The organism is Aeromicrobium sp. CF3.5, assembly GCF_051262695.1.
Taxonomy (GTDB): domain Bacteria; phylum Actinomycetota; class Actinomycetes; order Propionibacteriales; family Nocardioidaceae; genus Aeromicrobium.
In genome coordinates, this window is sequence record NZ_JBIMEZ010000003.1 from 290,729 (window position 1) to 310,116 (window position 19,388).

At 67.6% G+C, this 19,388-nt stretch carries 16 protein-coding genes; 6 read left to right on the forward strand and 10 right to left on the reverse strand.

All coding sequences use genetic code 11. From position 1 onward, the window contains the following. Positions 1-27: 27 nt before the first annotated feature. Positions 28-2,247 (forward strand): hypothetical protein, encoded by a 2,220-nt coding sequence (locus tag ACHAA3_RS08265; RefSeq protein WP_435708504.1) that lies wholly within the window; start codon positions 28-30, stop codon positions 2,245-2,247. On the opposite strand, the gene ACHAA3_RS08270 is transcribed toward ACHAA3_RS08265, so the two are convergent. Next, on the reverse strand, positions 2,237-3,664 hold the full coding sequence (locus ACHAA3_RS08270; protein ID WP_435708505.1) for an amidase: 1,428 nt from the start codon (positions 3,662-3,664) through the stop codon (positions 2,237-2,239). The two genes, ACHAA3_RS08265 and ACHAA3_RS08270, sit on opposite strands and share 11 nt — an antisense overlap. 13 nt (positions 3,665-3,677) lie before the next feature. Further along, complete coding sequence (locus tag ACHAA3_RS08275) at positions 3,678-4,292, reverse strand: hypothetical protein (protein WP_435708506.1); 615 nt, start codon at positions 4,290-4,292, stop codon at positions 3,678-3,680. Between the two features lie 68 nt (positions 4,293-4,360). On the opposite strand from ACHAA3_RS08275, the gene ACHAA3_RS08280 reads away from it, so the two are divergent. Then, positions 4,361-5,251 carry a rhodanese-related sulfurtransferase gene (locus ACHAA3_RS08280; RefSeq protein ID WP_435708507.1) on the forward strand — a complete coding sequence of 297 codons (891 nt, stop codon included), beginning with the start codon at positions 4,361-4,363 and terminating at the stop codon, positions 5,249-5,251. 9 nt (positions 5,252-5,260) lie between these two features. Here the strand turns inward: ACHAA3_RS08280 and ACHAA3_RS08285 are convergent, their stop codons facing one another. The 8 genes from ACHAA3_RS08285 to ACHAA3_RS08320 form a co-directional block, all read right to left on the reverse strand. Beyond that, positions 5,261-5,860 (reverse strand): hypothetical protein, encoded by a 600-nt coding sequence (locus ACHAA3_RS08285; RefSeq protein ID WP_435708508.1) that lies wholly within the window; start codon positions 5,858-5,860, stop codon positions 5,261-5,263. Between the two features lie 232 nt (positions 5,861-6,092). After that, positions 6,093-7,529, reverse strand: coding sequence for a hypothetical protein (locus ACHAA3_RS08290; RefSeq protein ID WP_435708509.1), 1,437 nt, complete (start codon positions 7,527-7,529; stop codon positions 6,093-6,095). Further along, a complete protein-coding gene (locus ACHAA3_RS08295; RefSeq protein WP_435708510.1) occupies positions 7,526-8,752 on the reverse strand; it encodes a helix-turn-helix domain-containing protein in 1,227 nt (408 codons plus the stop codon). Before ACHAA3_RS08295 ends, ACHAA3_RS08290 begins: the two co-directional genes overlap by 4 nt. 254 nt (positions 8,753-9,006) lie before the next feature. Then, positions 9,007-9,291 carry a helix-turn-helix domain-containing protein gene (locus tag ACHAA3_RS08300; RefSeq protein ID WP_435708511.1) on the reverse strand — a complete coding sequence of 95 codons (285 nt, stop codon included), beginning with the start codon at positions 9,289-9,291 and terminating at the stop codon, positions 9,007-9,009. 165 nt (positions 9,292-9,456) lie between these two features. Further along, positions 9,457-10,071, reverse strand: coding sequence for a hypothetical protein (locus ACHAA3_RS08305; RefSeq protein WP_435708512.1), 615 nt, complete (start codon positions 10,069-10,071; stop codon positions 9,457-9,459). A 129-nt stretch (positions 10,072-10,200) separates the two neighbouring features. Further along, entirely contained in the window at positions 10,201-10,815 is a 615-nt protein-coding gene (locus ACHAA3_RS08310) for a hypothetical protein (protein ID WP_435708513.1), read from the reverse strand. Positions 10,816-10,986: 171 nt separating this feature from the next. After that, positions 10,987-11,601, reverse strand: coding sequence for a hypothetical protein (locus ACHAA3_RS08315; RefSeq protein WP_435708514.1), 615 nt, complete (start codon positions 11,599-11,601; stop codon positions 10,987-10,989). A 140-nt stretch (positions 11,602-11,741) separates the two neighbouring features. Continuing rightward, the gene (locus tag ACHAA3_RS08320; RefSeq protein ID WP_435708515.1) at positions 11,742-12,332 is read right to left on the reverse strand and encodes a hypothetical protein; all 591 of its coding nucleotides are present in this window, start codon (positions 12,330-12,332) and stop codon (positions 11,742-11,744) included. Positions 12,333-12,552: 220 nt separating this feature from the next. Between ACHAA3_RS08320 and ACHAA3_RS08325 the strand changes: the two genes are divergently transcribed. The 4 genes from ACHAA3_RS08325 (at position 12,553) to ACHAA3_RS08340 (ending at position 19,369) form a co-directional block, all read left to right on the forward strand. Continuing rightward, positions 12,553-13,602 carry a hypothetical protein gene (locus tag ACHAA3_RS08325; RefSeq protein ID WP_435708516.1) on the forward strand — a complete coding sequence of 350 codons (1,050 nt, stop codon included), beginning with the start codon at positions 12,553-12,555 and terminating at the stop codon, positions 13,600-13,602. 140 nt (positions 13,603-13,742) lie between these two features. Further along, on the forward strand, positions 13,743-17,411 hold the full coding sequence (locus ACHAA3_RS08330; RefSeq protein WP_435708517.1) for a hypothetical protein: 3,669 nt from the start codon (positions 13,743-13,745) through the stop codon (positions 17,409-17,411). A 355-nt stretch (positions 17,412-17,766) separates the two neighbouring features. Then, entirely contained in the window at positions 17,767-18,051 is a 285-nt protein-coding gene (locus ACHAA3_RS08335) for a helix-turn-helix domain-containing protein (protein WP_435708518.1), read from the forward strand. After that, positions 18,038-19,369: a HipA domain-containing protein gene (locus tag ACHAA3_RS08340; protein WP_435708519.1), complete on the forward strand. Its 1,332-nt coding sequence runs from the start codon at positions 18,038-18,040 to the stop codon at positions 19,367-19,369. The genes ACHAA3_RS08335 and ACHAA3_RS08340 overlap by 14 nt, the downstream gene beginning before the upstream one ends. The last annotated feature ends 19 nt before the right edge of the window (positions 19,370-19,388 follow it).

A 19,388-nucleotide genomic window follows, 5' to 3' on the forward strand; every position in this document is an offset into this window, starting at 1 on the left:
TCGTCCGCACTGCACGATGGGACCGACATGACGGCATTGTCTCGCCGCTTCACGAGCCTGGCTCTGGCGGTCTCCGTCGGCGCGGCGAGCGTCGGCCTCGCAGCCCCGACCCAAGCGGCCCCGACCCAAGCGGTGCCCGGTGACGACGTCACGATCACGACGACCGCCGACGACGTCACGTACTCCGACGCCGACCTCGCCGACGAGTCGACCGACACGGTCCGTGGCACTCTGCGGGTCGCGTTCGTCGAGAGGCGCACCACCACGGGGTCTACCGACGTCCAGCTCGTCTTCGCCATCGTCACCGCACGGGGCGACACGGTGCCGATCGAGCTGGCCGAGGATCTGCCGACCGATGCCGCCAATGGCGCCATCGAGGCCGAGGTCGTCGACGACAGCTCTGCCGCCCCGCAGGTTGCCGAAGCCGTGGTGGAGATCCCGCCCGATGACCAGGAGCCTGCATCCGCGGGACGCGAGCACCGGGCCTTTGTCGCGACCGTGGCCAAGACCGGCTCCTTCTCCACGGGGGCAACCATCCGGTCGACGTACGATGACTCGGTCCTGCGCGAGTGGGTCACGGAGTCTGGCGGTGCCATCACGGACTTTCGGGTGGCCGAGGTCAGGTCGCTGCCCCCGGCCTCGACGACTCAGTCGGTTGCCTCGCTCTGCGCGATGGACGACCCCGACATCACCTGGCAGGCCGCAGAACGACTCTTCCCCGACGTGTCCTTCGGCGGCGACTCCGGCAACCACCTGATCGTGCTCAACTCGCCAGCATGCAACGCCCAGGCGTGGGTCGGCATCGGAGTGGGGACAGTTGGTACCTCGATCGACAGCGGCGGGTGGCTCAGTGTGCTGGCCGACCCGGCGGTCGAGAAGGCGACTGGGGTGCACGAGCTGGGACACAACTTCGGTCTGCTGCACGCCAATGCGAAGGCATGCGCGCAGCGCTGCGGTTCGCAGGAGTACCACGACGTGTACTCGGTGATGGGCTTCGCCGTCGAAGGCACCGACCCGCCGGCGCTCGACGCGATCTTCCGCGACGCCCTGGGCATCACCGGCGACGACGAGGTGACCGTCCTGACCGAGAGCGAGCCCGTCGAGAGACGGCTCGCGGCCCGCGGCTCGGCGTCCGGCACTCGCGCCATCAAGGTGATCGACCCGCTGGTCGACGAGCCGTTCTGGATCGAGTACCGCGACGGCACGGTGCGCGACACCGGATCGGCCTACGCGGGCTCGAGCCCGTTCGCGATCGACAGCTTCCGGTTCCAGCCGGGCGTGACCATCACGCAGCCAGGCCCCGACGGATCGCTCGACCTGGTGGCCCATCCGCGCGGCACGGTCTCGAACGGCGCCCTGGCGCCGGGCGACGTCTGGACGTCGCCCTCGGGGGCGGTGGTCGTCACGGCGGGGGCGGTCGACGCCACCGGACGCGCCACGTCGGCTCGCATCGACATCGACTCGGCCCGGCTCGGCTTCAGCACCGAGGGGGTCAGCGCGGTGGCCCGGGTGGGCGCCGTGGCAACCGTCGATCCCAGCACGGAACCGGCCGGCGAGACCTACACCTGGCGAGTGGACGACCAACCCGTCGCGACCGGCGACTCCTACGTCCCGGTGGCCGCTGATCGCGGACGCGCACTGACCCTCGTGGTCCAGCGGCCCTCCGGCGGGCAGTCCACGTCGACACCGGTCGTGGTGGGCTCTGGCCGATTCGTCGCGGCTCCCACTCCGAAGCTCTCCGGCACGGCCCGCGTCGCGGCCAGGCTGACCGCCACCCCCGGAACCTGGTCGCCGAGCGCCACGTTCAGCTACCAGTGGTACGCCAACGGCGCCGCGATCTCCGGTGCCCGCTCCAGCACCTACACGATCGCCAGCGCCCACAAGGGCAAGCGGATCCAGGTCAAGGTCACCGGCAACCGGTCCGGCTACACAGCGGCGTCGAGGACCTCGGCATCGTCGTCGACGGTCGCTGGCAACACGTTCAGCGCCCCCACGCCGAGCATCCGCGGCACCCGCAAGGTCGGCAGCACCCTCACGGCGATCCACGGCACGTGGTCGCCGACGCCGACCACCTATCGCTACCAGTGGTACGTCGGCTCCACGGCCATCTCCGGCCAGAAGGGCAAGACCTACCGGCCCGGGGCGAGTCGCGCGGGCAAGAAGATCCGCGTCAAGATCGTCGGGGTCCGCAGCGGGTACGTCAGCCTGGCGAAGTACTCGCCCTACACCGCCGCGCTCAAGCGGTAGGCGAGCCGATCGGGGGCACCCGATCGCCCCACGGAGTCGCAGCCTCCACCTGTGCGCACAACGCGAACAGCAGGTCGTCGCGGCCCTGGTGGGCGGCAAGCATGACGCCGACCGGCAGCGGAAGCTCATCGCCGGTCCAGTGCAGTGGCAGTGACGCGGCCGGTTGGCCGCTCATGTTGTACAGGCCCGTGTACGGCGTGAAGAGCAGCTCGCGGCGGTGGTCCTCGACCGGGTCGCCAGACTCGTTGAACCACGAGGTGGGCTGTGGGGGCAGGCCGAGCGTCGGCGTGAGCATCGCGTCGAAGTCTTCGAGCCCGGTGACCACGGATCGGGTCGCCTGTTCCAGGTAGGACAGCGCCCGCGACAGGTCGACCGCCGACGACTCCAGGCCGCGGTGGCGCCAGTACCGCGTGTTCGGCCGCAGGAGCGCCTCGGCCTCCGCAGGCAGCTGCGCGGACGCCACCCCGCTGGGCCAGATGACGTTGAACTGGGTCTCGAGCTCGCGCGGGAACGGATTCGCGAGGTCGACGATCTCGTGACCCAGCGACTCCAGCAGTCGGCTGGCTGCCTCCCAGGCCGCGACGGCGTCGGCCGACGGCTCGACCCCGGGCAGGTGGGTGCCCGACCAGCGAGCGATCCGCAGCCGGCCCGGATCGCGTCCGACCCACGACGTGAACGGCTGGGCCGGGGCCGGCAGGTGTCGCACGTCGCCGGGCATCGGCACGGCCATCGCATCGAGCAGCGCAGCGGAGTCACGCACGGTGCGAGACAACGGTCCGTTGATCGCCAGACCGCTCCAGTCGTTGCCGTCGGGACCCCAGCTGACCCGACCTCGCGTCGGCTTGAACCCGAAGATCCCGCACGCGCTGGCCGGGATGCGAATGGACCCGCCGCCGTCGCTGCCCGGAGCCAGCGGCAGCAGCCGGGCCGCCACCGCCGCTGCCGCTCCACCACTGGAACCGCCCGCCGTGCGCGAGGTGTCCCACGGGGTGCGGGCCGGGCCGATGAGGTCGTTGTCGGTGTACGACGACAGGCCGAACTCGGGAGTGTTGGTCTTGCCGAGGCTCACGAAGCCGGCCCGCTCGACCAGCGTGACGACGTGGGCGTCGGTCTCGGGCACCTGATCTCGCAGCAGCGCCGACCCCATCGTGGTGGTGACTCCGGCGGTGGCCGTGAGGTCCTTGAACGCCGTGGGAACCCCGAGGAACGGTGCCGTGTCGCCCCCGGCTAGCCGCGCGTCGGCTTCGGCGGCACGCCGCAGCGCCCGCTCGTGCGTGACCGCGATGAACGCGCCCAGGCCGCCTGCGTGGGCGTCGATCCGATCGAGGTGGTGCTGCACGAGCTCGACCGAGGTGACCTCGCCCGCACGCAGGGCAGCAGCCTGCGCGTGTGCGTCGAGATCGTGCAGCTGGGTCACGGGGTCGCCGTCCTCAGGAGGCCCAGGACCAGCTGGCGGCGACCGATTCGGCGATCTTCTGCTGATCGGCGGCCGACACGTCCTTGCTGAAGCTGAAGGTGACGACGAATCCGTCCTCTCCGCGCGTCGCGGCGTACTGCCACGTGCGGTACTCGTTGCCGTTGAGGTTGAACAGCGACGTGACAGTCACGGCGGGCTCGCCGTCCAGCTCGATCGGCTCGCCGACCTTGATCTCCTTGGCGTCCGCGCCCTCCAGGCCGGCCTTCGCTGCTGCGGCCCGATCGTCCAGGTTGTCGATCGATGCCAGCTGGTTCTCGGCCACGACGTTGACGTTGTCGGCGAACCCGTCGGAGTCGCCGACGTCGGCGGCGAAGACGAGAGCCTGGGGAGCCAGGTTGCCGGGCGGGGTCTCCCAGCCCTCAGGTGCGTTGAAGGTGAACGCGTCGTCGCTGTACTCCTCGCCCGCGGCCGGCTCGGTCGTCAGGGCGGCGGTCTCGCCACCGCCGGTGGACTCGGAGGACTCCGAGGAGCTGGGCGATTCGGAGGGTGAGGAGTCGTCGTCACCACCGCAGGCGGAGAGGACGAGGACGGGCGCGATCAGGGCGGCGGCGAGGCGCGGGCGGTTCATGGCTGGAGCCTAGTGGGTCGCACTGTCACCTACGGAGTGCCCGGCGGTCACCCACTAGAGTGCTGCGCGTGGCCACCCCCAAGGTCCTCCTCTTCTACGCGTTCGCCGATCTGCCCGACCCCGAGGCCGTCCGGTTGTGGCAGCACACCCTGTGCGCCTCGCTCGGACTCCGGGGCCGCATCATCGTCTCGCCCCAAGGCATCAACGGCACCCTCGGCGGCGACGTCATCGCGATGAAGCAGTACATCCGCGGCACCAAGGAGTACGAGCCATTTCGCGGCACCGACTTCAAGTGGAGCGAGGGTCGCGCAATGCCCGACGGCACCACAGCCGACTTCCCACGTCTGAGCGTCAAGGTGCGCTCAGAGCTGGTCACCTTCGGCACACCCGGTGCCGTCAAGGTCGCCGATGGCCGCGTGGAGGGCGGCGGCACCCACCTCGACCCTGCCGCGTTGCACGAGCTGGTGGAGCGCGAGGACATCGTGTTCTTCGACGGTCGCAACCGCATCGAGTCAGCGGTCGGCCGATTCAGTGGTGCGGTCGTGCCGCCGGTGGACACGACCCGCGAGTTCGTCGAGCTCCTCGACAGCGGTGCCTACGACCACCTCAAGGATCGTCCGGTCGTCACCTACTGCACTGGTGGCATCCGTTGCGAGATCCTCACACCGCTGATGCGGGAGCGCGGATTCACTGATCTGTACCAGCTCGACGGTGGCATCGCGACGTACGGCGAGGCCTTCGGGGACGACGGCCTGTGGGAGGGCTCGTTGTACGTCTTCGACGACCGCATGACGATGGACTTCTCCGATCACGCAGCCGTCATCGGGAGCTGCGACACCTGCGGGTCGGCGACGAGCGACGTCGTGGACTGCTCGGACGTCGCCTGCGTGCAGCAGTTCGTGCGGTGCGCTGCCTGCGCCGCGACAGGTTCAGCCTGTTCGCGTCACGGTGCCAGCTGAGGTGTGGGCCTACGCGGCCCAGGTCCAGGAATCCATCACCGACGCGATGGTCTTGTTGCGATCGCCTTCGGTCACCGTCGGCGAGAAGCTGAAGGTGATGACGTACGCCGTCTCGTCGTGCGACACCGAGATCTCCTCAGAACGCATCGACACGTCGGTCACGTCCTGCAGATAGCTGACGCGTAGTCCCTGCTCGCCGTCGACCTCGTACTCGCCGACCTCGGTGACGTCGGTGGGCGGGGGAGTGCCGCGTCCGCCGGTGCTGAGCGACTCGATGCGCTCGGCGGACAGCTGGTCGGGTGCCATCTGCACCAGGGTGAGGTCCTCCACCACGTTCACGCTGGTGGGGATGTCGTCGGGTGCCTGGTTCGACACGGCGAACAAGGTGTCCTCGCCGACGCCGCCGGTCTGGGTCCAGCCGATCGGCAGCGTCACGGCGAAGATGTCCGATCCGACCAAGGTGCCCACGTCGGGGGAGGCGGCCGCGTTGCTCGGGTTGTCCGCCGGTTCCTGTGTCACCACAGGGTCGCCGTCGCCGCCAGCGCTACAGGCCGTCAGCGCGAGGGCGGCCACGAGGGCGACCGCGGTCGTGCGCAGGACGGAGAGCATCTGGACAGCCTAGTGGACTGGCCCTGACCGGCCCCGGGACGAGGGAGGGACCGTCGTCCCGGGGTCGGTATCGGATGTCCGGCGCGCGGAGGGAGCCCGCCCGGACCGTGCCGCGGCCCCGGCGTCGTGCCCGGTTGGCCTGGCAGGTCAGACGCTAGCCCGGTTCGCCCCTGCGTGGGGGCGAGCCGACCGAAGGTCGGTCGTCCGTCTGAAGAATTGATGCGGCTCGTGGTCAGGAGCCGGACGGCGCCGCCGCAGCGACCACGACCACTGCACTGGCCACGGCCCAGGCGGAGGCCAGCAGGGGGGTGAGGATCCCGGCCGCGGCGAGACCGATGCCGACCACGGCCAGGGCGCCGGCGGCGCGCAGCCCCCGGCGCGCTCTCGAATCGATCGACCGGGCCAGGCGAAGCCCGTCGACCGCGTGTCCCACGGCATCGTCCGGGGCGCCGATACCGGCGGCACCGGTGGCGCGCTGGCCGATGTGCAGATCGGACCCAGCGGCGTCGGGTCCGATGACCGCCACGAGGTTCCCTGCTGATCTCAGATGCGCGACGACCGAGGTGGTGTCGGCGCCTTCGCGCGTCAGACGCGCCTCGGCGAGCCCGCACTCGGCGGCCAGGTGGTGCGCCCGTGCAGCGGTGTCGTCGCTGACGAACACGGGTTCCACTCCGAGCTGCCGCAGGGCCACCACCTGCTCGGCTGCGTCGTCGCGGAGCTGCTCGGCGACGACCAGAGAACCGAGCCCGCGACCGTCGACCTCGACGGCCAGCACCGTCCAGAGGTCGTCGTCGGCCGGGATGCGCAACCAGTCGGGCTCACCCACCCGGACCGGATGTCGATCGACCGTTCCGCGGATGCCGGCTGCCTCGTTCTGGACGTCGGTGAGTCGTCCCCGGCCCTGGGCGATGCGGGCGACAGCGCGGCTGACTCGGTCCTCTCGGGCCTGCGACAGCGCACCGGCGAACCACCGCAGGTTGCGTTCGTGGTCGGGCTCGATCGGGCGCACCGACACCACACGCATGTCGCCGGTCGTGAGGGTTCCGTGCGGAGCGAGCACCAGGGTGTCGATCCTCGAGGCGAGAGCCGGTGTCGAGCCGCCGAGCGTGAGCTTGAGCCGCACGGCACGACGTCGCCCGAGCAGCAGGGCGCTGGGTGCGCACAGACGAGTGGCCCCTGGCGCGGCGGCGACGAGGACCGACAATCCTGTCGCCACGGCGCCGGGCACGTCGTCGATCACGAGCCAGACCCCGAAGGCAGTGATGCCGGCGAGGAGCGCCAGCGCCGGCCACCACAGGGGCACGTCGGTGACGGCGCAGCTACGACGTTCAGCTTCTCCGGCGGCCAGCAGGAGCAGAGCGGTGACGGCAGCGGGCGTGAACGGGGCGTCGGTGGGAGGCCCCACCGTGGCAACCACCGACCACGCGACGACAGCGGCGAGCGTGATCACCGACCAGAGGGTGAGGAGCTTGGTGGCGGGCGCTCGGGTGCAGCTCCACGCGGCCGCCGCAGCCAGCGCAAGGACCACGCCGAGCGCGATCAGCTCCCACTGCGGCACACGCCAGTCCGGCTGGATGGTCGTGATCGCGAGCCCCGCAGTGAGCGCCGACGCGGCGCCGACCCGCACAGCGGGCAGGGTGATGGGAGGACCAGACACGACGTCGGTCACGACGACTCTCCGGCGCGGTATCGCTCGAAGTCGCTCTGATCCCCGGTCTTCCACAAGGGCACGCTGGCCTTGAGCAGCATCGTCAGCTGCACGACCGTCTCGGGATCTCGCAGGTCCTCGCCGAACAGCTCGTTGATGCGTTTCCAGCGGTAGCGCACCGTCTGGGGGTGCACGCCGAGCTGGGCGGCGATGGCCGGCGCGCTGTCGCGGGTCTCCAACCAGACCAGCAGGGTCTCGGAGAGGATCTCTCGGGAGTTGGGTGTCTCGGACAGCAGCGGCTTCAACATGTCCTGACACATGCGGCGTCTCAGCGCGGGCTCGGCGTGCAGCCACAGCAGGGTGCGGTGCTCGAGGCAGTCGATGACGGGTTGGTCCTCGATCACGCCCTGATCGCACAGGGAGAGCGCGCGCTTGGTCCATCGGATGGCGTCGGCGACCTCCTCTGGCCACACTTCCCAGCTCATGGCGCTTCGGGCCAGCTGCGAGGAATGGATCACGTGTCGCAGCAGGTCGTCGACGTGGTCGGGGGTGCAGACGGCAAGCACCGGGTCGTGCTGGTCGGCGATGAGGGCGTGCTGATGGAACTGGCTGAGATCGAGGTCCGCGTCTGGGTCGGGGTGCACCATGATCACGACGACGCGCTCCGGCAACGGCCAGGCCGCCTCGAGGGCGTTGGTGCGCAGCTCCGAGCGGGGCCGCCGCTCCACCAGAGAGGTGAGCAGTCGGTCCCGAGCCACGTCGACATCTCGATCCAGGGCGCCACGTCCGGTCGTGAACCCGATCGACACCTGTTCGTTGAGGTGGTCGATGTAGGCGAAGAGCGCGTCGCCCAGCCCGCCGAGCGTGGCGGCACTGAGATCGTTCTCGTCGGCGAAGGAACGCAGCTGGTCCCAGGCGGCCCGGGTGGCGAGCCGCAGCGAGGACCGCATGGCGCTCAGGTCGCGGCCGTCCACGGCCTCGCCGTAACCCATGCGGCGGAACAGGTCGTCGACCCGGGGGGCCTTGCGGGGTCCTTGCTCGACCATGGTGAGGAACTGGTTCAGGGCAGCGGTCACTGCCATCGTCATGAGCTTGTGGCGTCGTCCGTCGGTGGGGCCGGCGTAGCGGTCGACGCCGTGCTCGATCTGGCGGACCATGCGCTCGGCCAGGACAGGTATCTGGGGTCGAAACTGGCTGGCGACGGTTGCGGGCGCGCCGGACAGAGAGTCTCGCAGCTCGGTCATGGCCTCGACGAGCCTGTCGGGCCTGTGTGATCGTTCATCGGCACCCTCCGCCACGTGTGACCTGCCTCACCTTAGTCGGATCGGGCTCCGTTGTGGTGCACGGCCAGCTCGGACTTCGGCTGGACTGAGGCGACGCCGAAGGATGTGGGCGCGACCACGGTGGAGACAACCACACATCTGCAGGGGTTGCGCCGGTGAATGCACCGATCCGGTCGTGGCTCGGACGGACGTACGAACTTGCCCGGTGCGACCGTTCAGGTGTCGTCGAGGCCTGAGAGCAGGTCCGAGAGCTTGATGTCGAGAACCAGCGCGACCGACCAGAGGGTATCGAATCGAGGATTGGCGGGGCCGGGTCGACCGGACGCGTCTCGGGTGTTGTTGCGGTTGTTCTCCAGGTTCTGCACCTGGTTGCGGCTCAGTCCGCTGCGGTGCGCCAGCTCTTCCTGGGTGAAGCCGAGCGATTCGCGGCGTTCGCGGACGCGCTGACCAAGCACGGCGGAGGCATCCCGGATCCTGCGTCGGGGCATGCCTGAGCTCATGCATCTGAGCGTCACGGTTGGGCCCAATGCAGTCAGCCCAACAAGTTGGGCTTTGTGTATAGATGGGGCCTGCTCGTCCGTGTGGTCAGGCTAGGCGAAGCCTCGGACACGACGCGGGCCCGGACGCCAATGGCGTCCGGGCCCGCGCGATCGGGTGCTGAGAGGTCAGCCGAGGCGGCCGTTGCTCACCGTCAGATCGATCGTGTTGCCATCACCAGGGACGATCGAGTTGATGATGCCGGTGGTGAGCCCGCAGTTTTCGAACTCGCCGATCGAGAAGGTACCTTCGAGAGGTCCGCCACCCACGATGCTGAATGATGCGTCGTCGGGCGTCTTGGCCGGGACGATCACCGGTTCAGCGGTTTGGCAATTGTCGCCTGTGAACGTCGGAAGGCCGAGGATCTTGGTGTTGGTCAGCTTGATCGTGTAGGTCGCCGTGGCATCGACGAACGCCCGGGTCCCGTCGTTGCTCAAGATGCCGGTGACGGGTGCGGTCTCGATGAACTCCACGTCCGACGAGGCGGGCAGGAAGCCGTAGGCCTTGAAAGAGATCGACGTCTTCGGGATGTCGAGGCTTCCGGTGAGTGCGCCTCCGTTCGACTCCACGGTGGTCTCCAACGTGGTGGGGCCGATGTCGATCGTGGCGTCCGGACCAGCGACGTAGCTCGTTCCGACGGCGTCGTAGGTGACGTCGAGCGGTGCGGCCTGGGCCGCTGCGGGGAGGAGGGCGAGGGTGGTGGCGGCGCCGGTGACGGCGAGCACGCGCAGGGACTTCTTCACGGGATTCTCCTGGTTTTCTGGATGTTCTGGGGTCGGGGTGGCAGGGTGTGTGGGAGCGGGGGTGCGGAGTACGTCAATTACTCCGCACCCCCGCGCAGGCTCACCTGGATGGGTGAGTCGTGATCACCGTCAGTTCGCAATGGTGACCGTGTCGATGTCAGCCAACTGGTAGGTGCCGTCGAACGTGGCGGGGTTGCCGTTGCCGATGGCGCCGAAGCAGCCGGAGACGTTGGAGACCGTCAGGCCGCCGCCGCTGACCGCCAGCTGCTGGTTGTTCTCGTTGAACGAACCGGGCACGCTGCCGGTGACATCGAATTCGCAGAGACCGTCAGGGTTCTCGACGTGAGCACTGACGTTGCCGATGCTGCCCGGCGTGACGCCGCCGACGTTGTTGCTGACGATGTTGATATCCCACACCGAGGTTTGGGTGACCTCAAGTGGGATGTCGAACGGGCCCAAGCAGGTGTTGAACTCCGTTGCGGTGATCTCGCCGGCCTTGCTGGCGGTGGCACCGGGGGTGATGGTGCCGTCTGCGGTGCCGTCCGCACAGGTGAGGTCGGCGGCCGGCACGCTGAATTCGATGTCCGGATCGGTGCCGACGGTGGTGGCGCTGTAGGACGCCGGCGCGCCGGTGCTGCTGCCACCGACCGAGACAGTCCACGGCGGACCGGCATAAGCAGCCGTGCCGATCGAGACCAGCGCGACCGCACCGATGATGGCGAGGGACTTGCGTGGGACCTTCATGAGATTCTCCCTTGTGTCCGTGGCCGGGCCTGTCCCGACCGCTGATCCATTCCTAACCCCAACATGTGACCTGTGACACGATGCACATTATGGTGTGCCCGGGTTTCGGATGGACGTACGAACTTCGCTTGCTCTCGACCAATGGGATCCGAGGAACGAGAGCGTCTAGCCTCAGTTTGTGATCGTCACTGGAGCCACGTCGGCCAGCTGGAAGGTGGCCTCGAAGGTCATTGGGTTGCCGTTGCCAAACGCGCCGAAACAGCCTGACACGTTGGAGATGGTGAGACCGCCGCCATCCACGTGCAGCTGCTGGGTGTTTTCGTCGAATGTGGCGGGCACTGAGCCGGTGATGTCGAACTCGCACAGGCCGTCCGGGTTCTCCACATGGGCGGTGATGTTGCCGATGCTGGCGGGGGTCGCGCCGCCGACGTTGTCGCCGGTGATGTTGATGTCCCACACGGACGTCTGTCGGATGGGTAGTTCAATCCCGAATGGCCCGAAACAGTCAGTGAAGGTGCTGCCTGCGATGCGGCCAATCGCAGCGGCGGTGGAGCCCGGGGCGATAGATCCGAGCGTCGTGCCGGCTTCGCAGGTGAAATCAGCCTTGGGGACGGTGACAGCTATGTCCGGCCCGTCGCCGATCGTGCTCGCGGTGTAGTCGGCTGGTCCGCCGGCGCTGCTGCCGCCAACTGAGACGGTCCATGGCGGCCCGGCGTAGGCGGCGCTGCCGATGAGCACCAGTGCCGCCGCACTGGCCATGGAAAGGGATTGACGTCGGAGTTTCATGAGGGATTGTCCTTTGGATTCTGGTCGGGCTTGTGCCGGCCACTCGAGTGTTCTTGATCAGGCCGCGCGGCTCGCACGCGTGATGCAGATCATGGTGTGAGCAGGCAGCTGCAGTTCGAGGCAACATCGGCTGTCTGCGCTCAATTGGCCACGAGCACGCGTGGGATGTCGTTGAGCTGCAACGTCATGGTCAACGTGTGAGGGTTGCCGTTGCCCATCATCCCGAAGCAGCCGCTGACGTTGCTGACTTGGGTTCCGCCGCCGTCGAGGTGGATCTGCTGCGACCCCATGTCGAGCGTCCCGGACACTGAACCCGTGACGTCGAATGTGCAGAGGCCATCAGGATTCTCCATCGTGTAATTGATATTGCCGACTGACACGGGAACGAACACGCCAGAGGTGTCGTCGACGATGTTGATGTCCCACACGGCCGTCTGTTCGAAATCCCAGGGAATGTCGAACGGGCCCAGGCAGGTGTTCAACGACACGCCGGTGATCTCGCCGATCTTGCTGGCGGTGGCACCGGGGGTAAAGCTCCCCTCAGCGATGCCGTCCTCACAAGTGAGGTTGGCAGCGGGGACCGACCATTCGATGTCGGGTTGGTCACCCGTCACTGGGTCGATCTCGACCGTGGACGAGGTGAAGCTGGCGGGATCGCCGGTGCTGTTGTTGCCGATGACCACGGTCCACGGCGGCCCGGCGTATGCCACACCGCCGGTCGCGACCAGCACAGCGGCTCCAGCCAGTACGAGGAATGTGCGCGAGAGTTTCATGTGATGCTCCGTTCGTCACAGCGAGCTGTTCTCGCCTCTGGAAGAGGCCTATCGGAATGTGACACGGAGTTGGGCACACTGCACCTCAAACCCCTCAACCTCAGACGGACGTCCGACCTGGGGCATTGGTGTCGCCGGCGCTCTAGGCCGGGCGTCTGAGTGGTGGCACCCTGCTGTCATGGTTCGACAACGGTGGACGCGCGCGCTAGCAGTGCTGGTGCTGGGTGCAGGGCTGATGACGATGCCGACGGCGAGTGCGGAGCAGACGCCCGACCCCGACTTCCCAAATCTGCCGCTGCGATCAACCTCTGAGATTCGCCCCGGAGTTCCGACACTGGCTTCGTCCCGCGTGACCAACCTCGCTTACGTCGGTCCGTCCAAGCAATGGGTCCGACTGGCAGACGTCAAGGTCACCGCCGACGTCGTCCTGTTGCTCCTGCCGTTCCAGGAGACGCAGTGCCGCCGGCTCTATGGCCAAGAGGCGCAACGCTGCGACCTCGTCGAGGGGGTGCCCCAGCAGTACGTGGTGAGCGCACGTGCTTACCCCAACAATTTCGTCGGTGACGACCCGGCCTCTCCGCCAGCAGCCCGTGATGATCTGCGGCGTTTCGGCGCGGAGTTCACGTCGTTCCCGGCTCAGCGGGTGCGTCTTCTCGCATTCGGATCCGTTCCTGCGGAGGCCACCATTCACCTTGACCTTGCCACGGATGCGAACGGCCTTCCGTTCGGCCTGCAGTTGGATGCCGCCCAGTATCGGTATTCACAGACCAATAACCCGTTCACGGACACAGTCGGAAGCGGGAACCTCGACCTCAGGCTCTCTGACGTTACTGTCGACGGAGTCGAGGTTGACGTGGGTGATTCCTGCCGTACCGAGGCGCCCATCGCACTGCGTGGCAAGGGATATACCGGGTCAGCGGGCATGGTGCCCGAAGGCTCCTACAACCCGTCCCTCGGCGGCTACCTGCAGGGGACGATCACGGTGGGCAAGTTCCAGGGCTGTGGCTCGTCCGAGGATCTCTCACCATTGATCAACTCGGTGGCGGGGGACACTACCTTGCAGGTAGGCATCACCCAGAATCTGGTCGGGGCTCGCTGCTTCTCGGACCGCGTGAACCTGCCGGTCGAGGAGAGTAGTTGCTTGCCTGTAGGCGACATCGAGTTCCCAGACGGTGAGGGGCTTCCTCCGTTCGTACCGGGGCCGTTCCCTCCGCCCCCTCTCGACTAGACAACTTCGTACGTCCGTCTGACCTCGCCCGTTGATGGGGTCGGATCGGCCCATCGCGGCGGTGACTCGTGTCACGGTCGTCTCCTGTGTGCCGTGCTCCCCGCCGGCGCGCTCCACGTTCGACATGTGAGAAGAGGACGATGAACATCACACCCAGACTGAGATCAGCAGTACGACGCTCGTCCAGCGTCGTAGCCGCTGCGGCGCTGCTGGTCGGCGGAGTCACCGCCGTGGCCGGCGCATCAATCAACAGTGCGCCAGTCGCGCCCGAGCGGGCCGGGACGGTCTACAGCTTCGGCGGCAACCAGCCCAGCGGTTCGTTCCCCCCGCAGGCGACGAATGTCACTGTGGCAGGCCACGAGAATCTGGTCGATGAGCCCGCGGCGCTGGCCGGCGAGGACGTTGTCGGGGTCTGGGCCACTGGCCAGTGGGTGGCTGCGCTCACGACAGACGGGGAGTACATCACATACGGCACGGATCGCAGCGCAGCCATCCGGGCGGATTTCCCGACCGACCTGGGGGTCGCTCGATCGATCGCGCTGTTCGGCAACGACAACGGGCTTGCCGTGACGGAGGATGGCCGCCTCGTGGCGTTCGGTCCGGGAACGAACAATGTCGTCAGCTCTGCTCCTGACCTCGACGATGTCACCAAGGTCGCGCTTTCTAGCGATCTCGGCATCGCGCTGCGCGAGAACGGCACCGTCGCGGTCTGGGGACTGCCGCAGGGCAACGCCGACCGCCTCGAGCTCGATGGCGCGAGCGACGTCGTCGACATCGCCGCTAGCAGCCGGTCTCTCGCGGTGCTGCACGGCAACGGCACGGTCGAGGCCGAAGGTGCCATCAACAGGGAGATCCCGGCCGAGGAGCAGGGATCCATCGAGGCCATCTGGGGCACAGAGAACGATGACAACCTCTACTACCGCACATCCGACGATGTGTTGCGCCAGACGTACCTCGGATTCGTCGCTCAGGTCGCGCCCGGCGAGACCGTGGTCGACGTCGACGGCGAGGGCACCAAGCTCAGTGACGCTGGTCGGCTCTACCAAGGTTCGAATCTTCTCGAAGACGGTACGTTCCTCCCGTATCGAGAGATAACCCCGCCGTCGATTGCAGACCGGCAGATCTCGGGCTTCGCCACCGGTGGAGGAGGCGCGGATGTGAACCTCGTCATCCTCACCGACGAGCCGGTGGAGACCGGCGCGTCGGTGGTGACTGATCCGGTGTTGTCGGGTGATCCGGTGGTGAATCGGACGTTGACGTTGACTCCGGCGGAGTTCTCGGCTGAGCCTGAGGGTGAGGTGGTGACGCGGTTCTTCCGTCAGGCTACGACTGAGGGTGCTGAGCCGGTGTTGATTCCTGATTCGTTCGTGAATGGTCTGGAGCTGACGGTGCCGTTCAACGCGGCGGATCAGTTGATCTTCGCGACGCAGACGGCGACGGTCGATGGTGATGAGCTGGTGGCGACGTCGGAGTCGGTGGGTCCGGTCGAGGCTGAGGTCTCGTCGCCGGATGTTGCTTTCGCGAAGCCGGCGATTGAGGGTGACCCGCAGGTGGGTTCGGAGTTGTCGGTCAGCAAGGCGGCGACGTTCTTCCCGCCGGATGCTGAGCTGACGATCACGAATCAGTGGTTTGCCGATGGTGAGGCGATCGAGGGTGCGACGGGTGAGACGTTCACGGTGACCAACGATGAGATCGGTGCGAGCATCACGTTGAAGCAGCTTGCGTCGACGCCGTCGGGTCTGCAGAGTGATGTGCCGTCCGGCGCGTCGAACGCGATCGGCCCCATCGAGACGCCTCCGGCGTCGGTGGTGACTGATCCGGTGTTGTCGGGTGATCCGGTGGTGAATCGGACGTTGACGTTGACGCCTGCGGAGTTCTCGGCTGAGCCTGAGGGTGAGGTGGTGACGCGGTTCTTCCGTCAGGCCACGACTGAGGGTGCTGAGCCGGTGCTGATTCCTGATTCGTTCGTGAATGGTCTGGAGGTGACGGTGCCGTTCAATGCGGCGGGTCAGTTGATCTTCGCGACGCAGACGGCGACGGTCGATGGTGATGAGCTGGTGGCGACGTCGGAGTCGGTGGGTCCGGTCGAGGCTGAGGTCTCGTCGCCGGATGTTGCTTTCGCGAAGCCGGCGATTGAGGGTGACCCGCAGGTGGGTTCGGAGTTGTCGGTCAGCAAGGCGGCGACGTTCTTCCCGCCGGGTGCTGAGCTGACGATCACGAATCAGTGGTTTGCCGATGGTGAGGCTATCGAGGGTGCGACGGGTGAGGCGTTCACGGTGACCAACGATGAGATCGGTGCGAGCATCACGTTGAAGCAGCTTGCGTCGACGCCGTCGGGTCTGCAGAGCGATGTGCCGTCCGGCGCATCGAACGCGATCGGCCCCATCGAGGCCCCGCCGCTGGAGGCCGTGACGCCGCCCAGCATCTCGGGCACGCCGAAGGTCGGGGAGACGCTGACCGGTACGCCGGCGACGTTCAACGACACGCGCGACGTGGTGACAGTCACGAACCAGTGGCTGGCCGATGGTGAGGCGATCGAGGGTGCCACCGGTTCCGAGCTGGTGCTGGCGGAGGCGCAGCTGGACGCGGACATCACGTTCCGTTCCACGGCCACCCGTGAGGGCAGCGAGCCCGCGTCGTCGGATTCCGAGCCTGTCGGTCCGGTGCTCCGCGCCGACATCAACATCGCGGTCGAGGCTCAGCCGAGCATCGACGGCACGGCCAAGGTGGGGGAGACGCTCACCGGCACGCCGGCGACGTTCAGCGGCGACACCGAGGGTGATCCGACCAACCAGTGGTTGGCCAATGGTGTGGCGATCGACGGGGAGACCGGGCTGGCGCTCGAGCTCACCGACGACCAGGCCGGCCAGGTCATCACCTTCCGGTCGACCCAGGCCGGTGCCGGCGGTCCGCTCAGCTCCACCTCGGGGCCGACGGATGCGGTGCAGGCGTTGCTCGAGGTGGGCGACGTGCCGACCATCACTGGAACGGCGCAGGTGGGCCAGACGCTCACCGGCACCCCGGGTACGTTCACCGGCGATCCGGACGACGTCACCAACCAGTGGTTGGCCGACGGCGAGGCGATCGACGACGAGACCGGCAACACGCTGGTCCTCACCGAGGATCAGCTGGAGAAGGTCATCACGTTCGCGTCCACCGCCACCCGCGAGGGTGACGAGCCGCTCACCTCCACCTCCGAGGCCACGAACGCCGTTGTTGCGGCGGACGACGGTGACGGAGATGGTGACGGCGACGGCGACGGCGACGGCGGTGGAAACGGCGACGGTGACGGCGAGACGCCAGGTCCTCCTGCGGAAGACCTGGAAGGTGTCATCGACGTCCTGAACCCCAACCCGGTGCAGCCGGGGGAGACCCTGACGGTCGAGGTCGGTGACGACTACGCGGACCAAGAGGTCACGGCGTGGTTGTTCTCCAACCCTCGCAACCTGGGTACGTTCACGGTGGCCAGCAACGGCCAGATCCGCGTCGCGCTTCCGCGGGACGTGGAGCCCGGGGAGTACATGTTCGCCGTCTACGACAGCGACGGCGAGCTGATCGGGTTCGACACCATCGTGGTGGCGGGCTCGGGCTCGGGCGTGGACGGTGGCTCCGGCGGATTCGGTGGAGCTGTGGGCGGCGTGCTGCCTGACACCGGCTCCCCGGCCTCGATGAGTCTGTGGATGCTGGGCCTGGCGATGATCCTCGCCGGTGGCGCGCTGCTGGCCCCGGCCACGATTCCGCGGTTGGTCAGCCGCATCCGTCGGACGTCGATGCAGCTGAAGGGAGCTCCCCGGCACCTGATGCACTGACGTAGGACGTCAGCGGCGCGGACCCCGGTCGGGGGTCCGCGCCGCTTCGTCGTTGTCGGTCATCTCGCTGATGGCGAGATTGTTGTTGACGATGGTGGCGTTGCGGCTCGTCTGCAGGCCGATCCCAGCCAGATGGCGGTGATGGGCGCTCCTCGACCAGGCCGCAACAGCCGCTACCGCGGCCCGTAGATCAGAACGCGCGGGGGCTCAGGCAGTCAGCTGCCGCGCCCGGGTTCGATCGCTCGCCGAGGAATGTTGCAGTACTCATACTTCCCGATTTGTCTGGGTACTGCTACATTCGTCCGTGCAGTCGTATGTACATCTGTATATACGTGTGGATGTCGAGAGGAGCATCGTGGCGATCCGAAACACAGCCGAGCTTGGCGCTCTCGTGAAGAGTCGTCGGGTCGCCTCCGGCGTCACCCAGGGCGTACTGGCTGCGCGAGCTGGAGTCAGTCGTGGGTTCATCGTGCGGCTCGAACAAGGTGTTCCCACTCTGGAAGTTGGTCGGGCGCTCGCAGTGCTGCATGCACTCGACCTCGCCATCGTGACCTCGGGCGAGCGGGGGAACACGTCGTCGGACCCGACATCGACCCTGGACGCCGTCTTCGAGAACCTGGGCGGTGGTGGCAATCACTGAGCACCTGCGTGTCTACATCGATGGGCGCTTCGCAGGCGATCTGGTGCAGAACGGTCAGGGGCGCGTGTCCTTCACCTACGACGACGCCTATGAGGCTTCGGGAGACCCCACGCCCTTGTCGTTCGTGATCGGGCTGAATGCCGAGCACAAGGCCAGTCATGTGCGGAACTGGTTCGACGGGCTCCTGCCCGACAACGGCAACGTGCGCGACGAGTGGGCGGTGAGGTATCGCGTGTCCGCCCGCAACCCGCTGGCCTTGTTGCGCCACGTCGGGCGTGACGCCGCGGGCGCCATCCAGGTGGTCCCTGCCGGCGAGAGTGCAGACGATGAGGTCGCCCGAACGGGCGACGTCCAATGGCTCAGCGATGCCGACCTCGAAGAGCTTCTTGACGGGCTCCGCAATCAGCGCGGCGACTGGGGTCGAGAGTTCCGGGCAGGACGCTGGAGCCTGGCCGGAGCGCAGAACAAGGTCGCCCTGCACCAGGGCGCCGGTCAGAGGAAGGGTCACGGCTTCGGCATCCCGTTGGACTCGACCCCCACGACCCACATCCTGAAGGCGTCCATCGGCGGCTACCGCCTGCACGACATCAATGAATACGCCTGCCAGCGCGCCGCGAGACTCCTGAACATCCCGGCCGCCACGACCACCCTCCTCGCGGTCGGCGACCAACGAGCACTGGTGTCCACGCGTTACGACCGCCTGGCCACGTCGGACGGGGTCTTGCGCCGCATTCACCAGGAGGACCTGTGCCAGGCCCTCGGAGTAGCACCGACCTTGAAGTACCAGAGTGAGGGCGGCCCGGGGCTCGCCGGAATCAAACGGGTCCTGGACCGCATCGGCACGGTGCGTGGACGACAGCTCGCGTGCATCACCTTCTTCGACTACCTGTGCTTCAACGTGATCATCGGGGCGACCGACAATCACGCCAAGAACTTCTCCATCCTGCACGCCGGTGACCAGTCGCGTCTCGCTCCCGCCTACGACCTTGCCTCCGGCCTGCCGTATCTGACCGAACCGATCGAGTCGAGCGGCCTGCGTACCGAGCCGCCCCGCAGCGCGCTGAAGATCGGGACCACGTACGACTTGTCGGCCATCGGCGAGTCCGACCTTGCCCGGTGTGCCCGCACGCTGGGCCTCAACCCGCACGAAGGTGTCGAGCGATACCGCGATCTGGCGGCGCGGGCCCCCGGAGCGTTCGAGGACATCGCCGCGACCTTCGACGGCGTGGAGCACGCAACCTTCGTGCGCGACCTGGCGGGTCAGGTCTCAGCGCACGTGAACGGTCGCTGGCGCAATGGCGCGCTGATTCCGCCGTAGGGCACCGGCGTCCGTGATA

Excerpts from the sequence above, each read along its gene's own strand:
- ACHAA3_RS08265 (WP_435708504.1), top strand. The coding sequence starts at position 28 with ATGACGGCATTGTCTCGCCGCTTCACGAGCCTGGCTCTGGCGGTCTCC.
- ACHAA3_RS08275 (WP_435708506.1), bottom strand. The coding sequence starts at position 4,292 with ATGAACCGCCCGCGCCTCGCCGCCGCCCTGATCGCGCCCGTCCTCGTC.
- ACHAA3_RS08285 (WP_435708508.1), bottom strand. The coding sequence starts at position 5,860 with ATGCTCTCCGTCCTGCGCACGACCGCGGTCGCCCTCGTGGCCGCCCTC.
- ACHAA3_RS08295 (WP_435708510.1), bottom strand. The coding sequence starts at position 8,752 with ATGACCGAGCTGCGAGACTCTCTGTCCGGCGCGCCCGCAACCGTCGCC.
- ACHAA3_RS08300 (WP_435708511.1), bottom strand. The coding sequence starts at position 9,291 with ATGAGCTCAGGCATGCCCCGACGCAGGATCCGGGATGCCTCCGCCGTG.
- ACHAA3_RS08310 (WP_435708513.1), bottom strand. The coding sequence starts at position 10,815 with ATGAAGGTCCCACGCAAGTCCCTCGCCATCATCGGTGCGGTCGCGCTG.
- ACHAA3_RS08315 (WP_435708514.1), bottom strand. The coding sequence starts at position 11,601 with ATGAAACTCCGACGTCAATCCCTTTCCATGGCCAGTGCGGCGGCACTG.
- ACHAA3_RS08325 (WP_435708516.1), top strand. The coding sequence starts at position 12,553 with ATGGTTCGACAACGGTGGACGCGCGCGCTAGCAGTGCTGGTGCTGGGT.
- ACHAA3_RS08330 (WP_435708517.1), top strand. The coding sequence starts at position 13,743 with ATGAACATCACACCCAGACTGAGATCAGCAGTACGACGCTCGTCCAGC.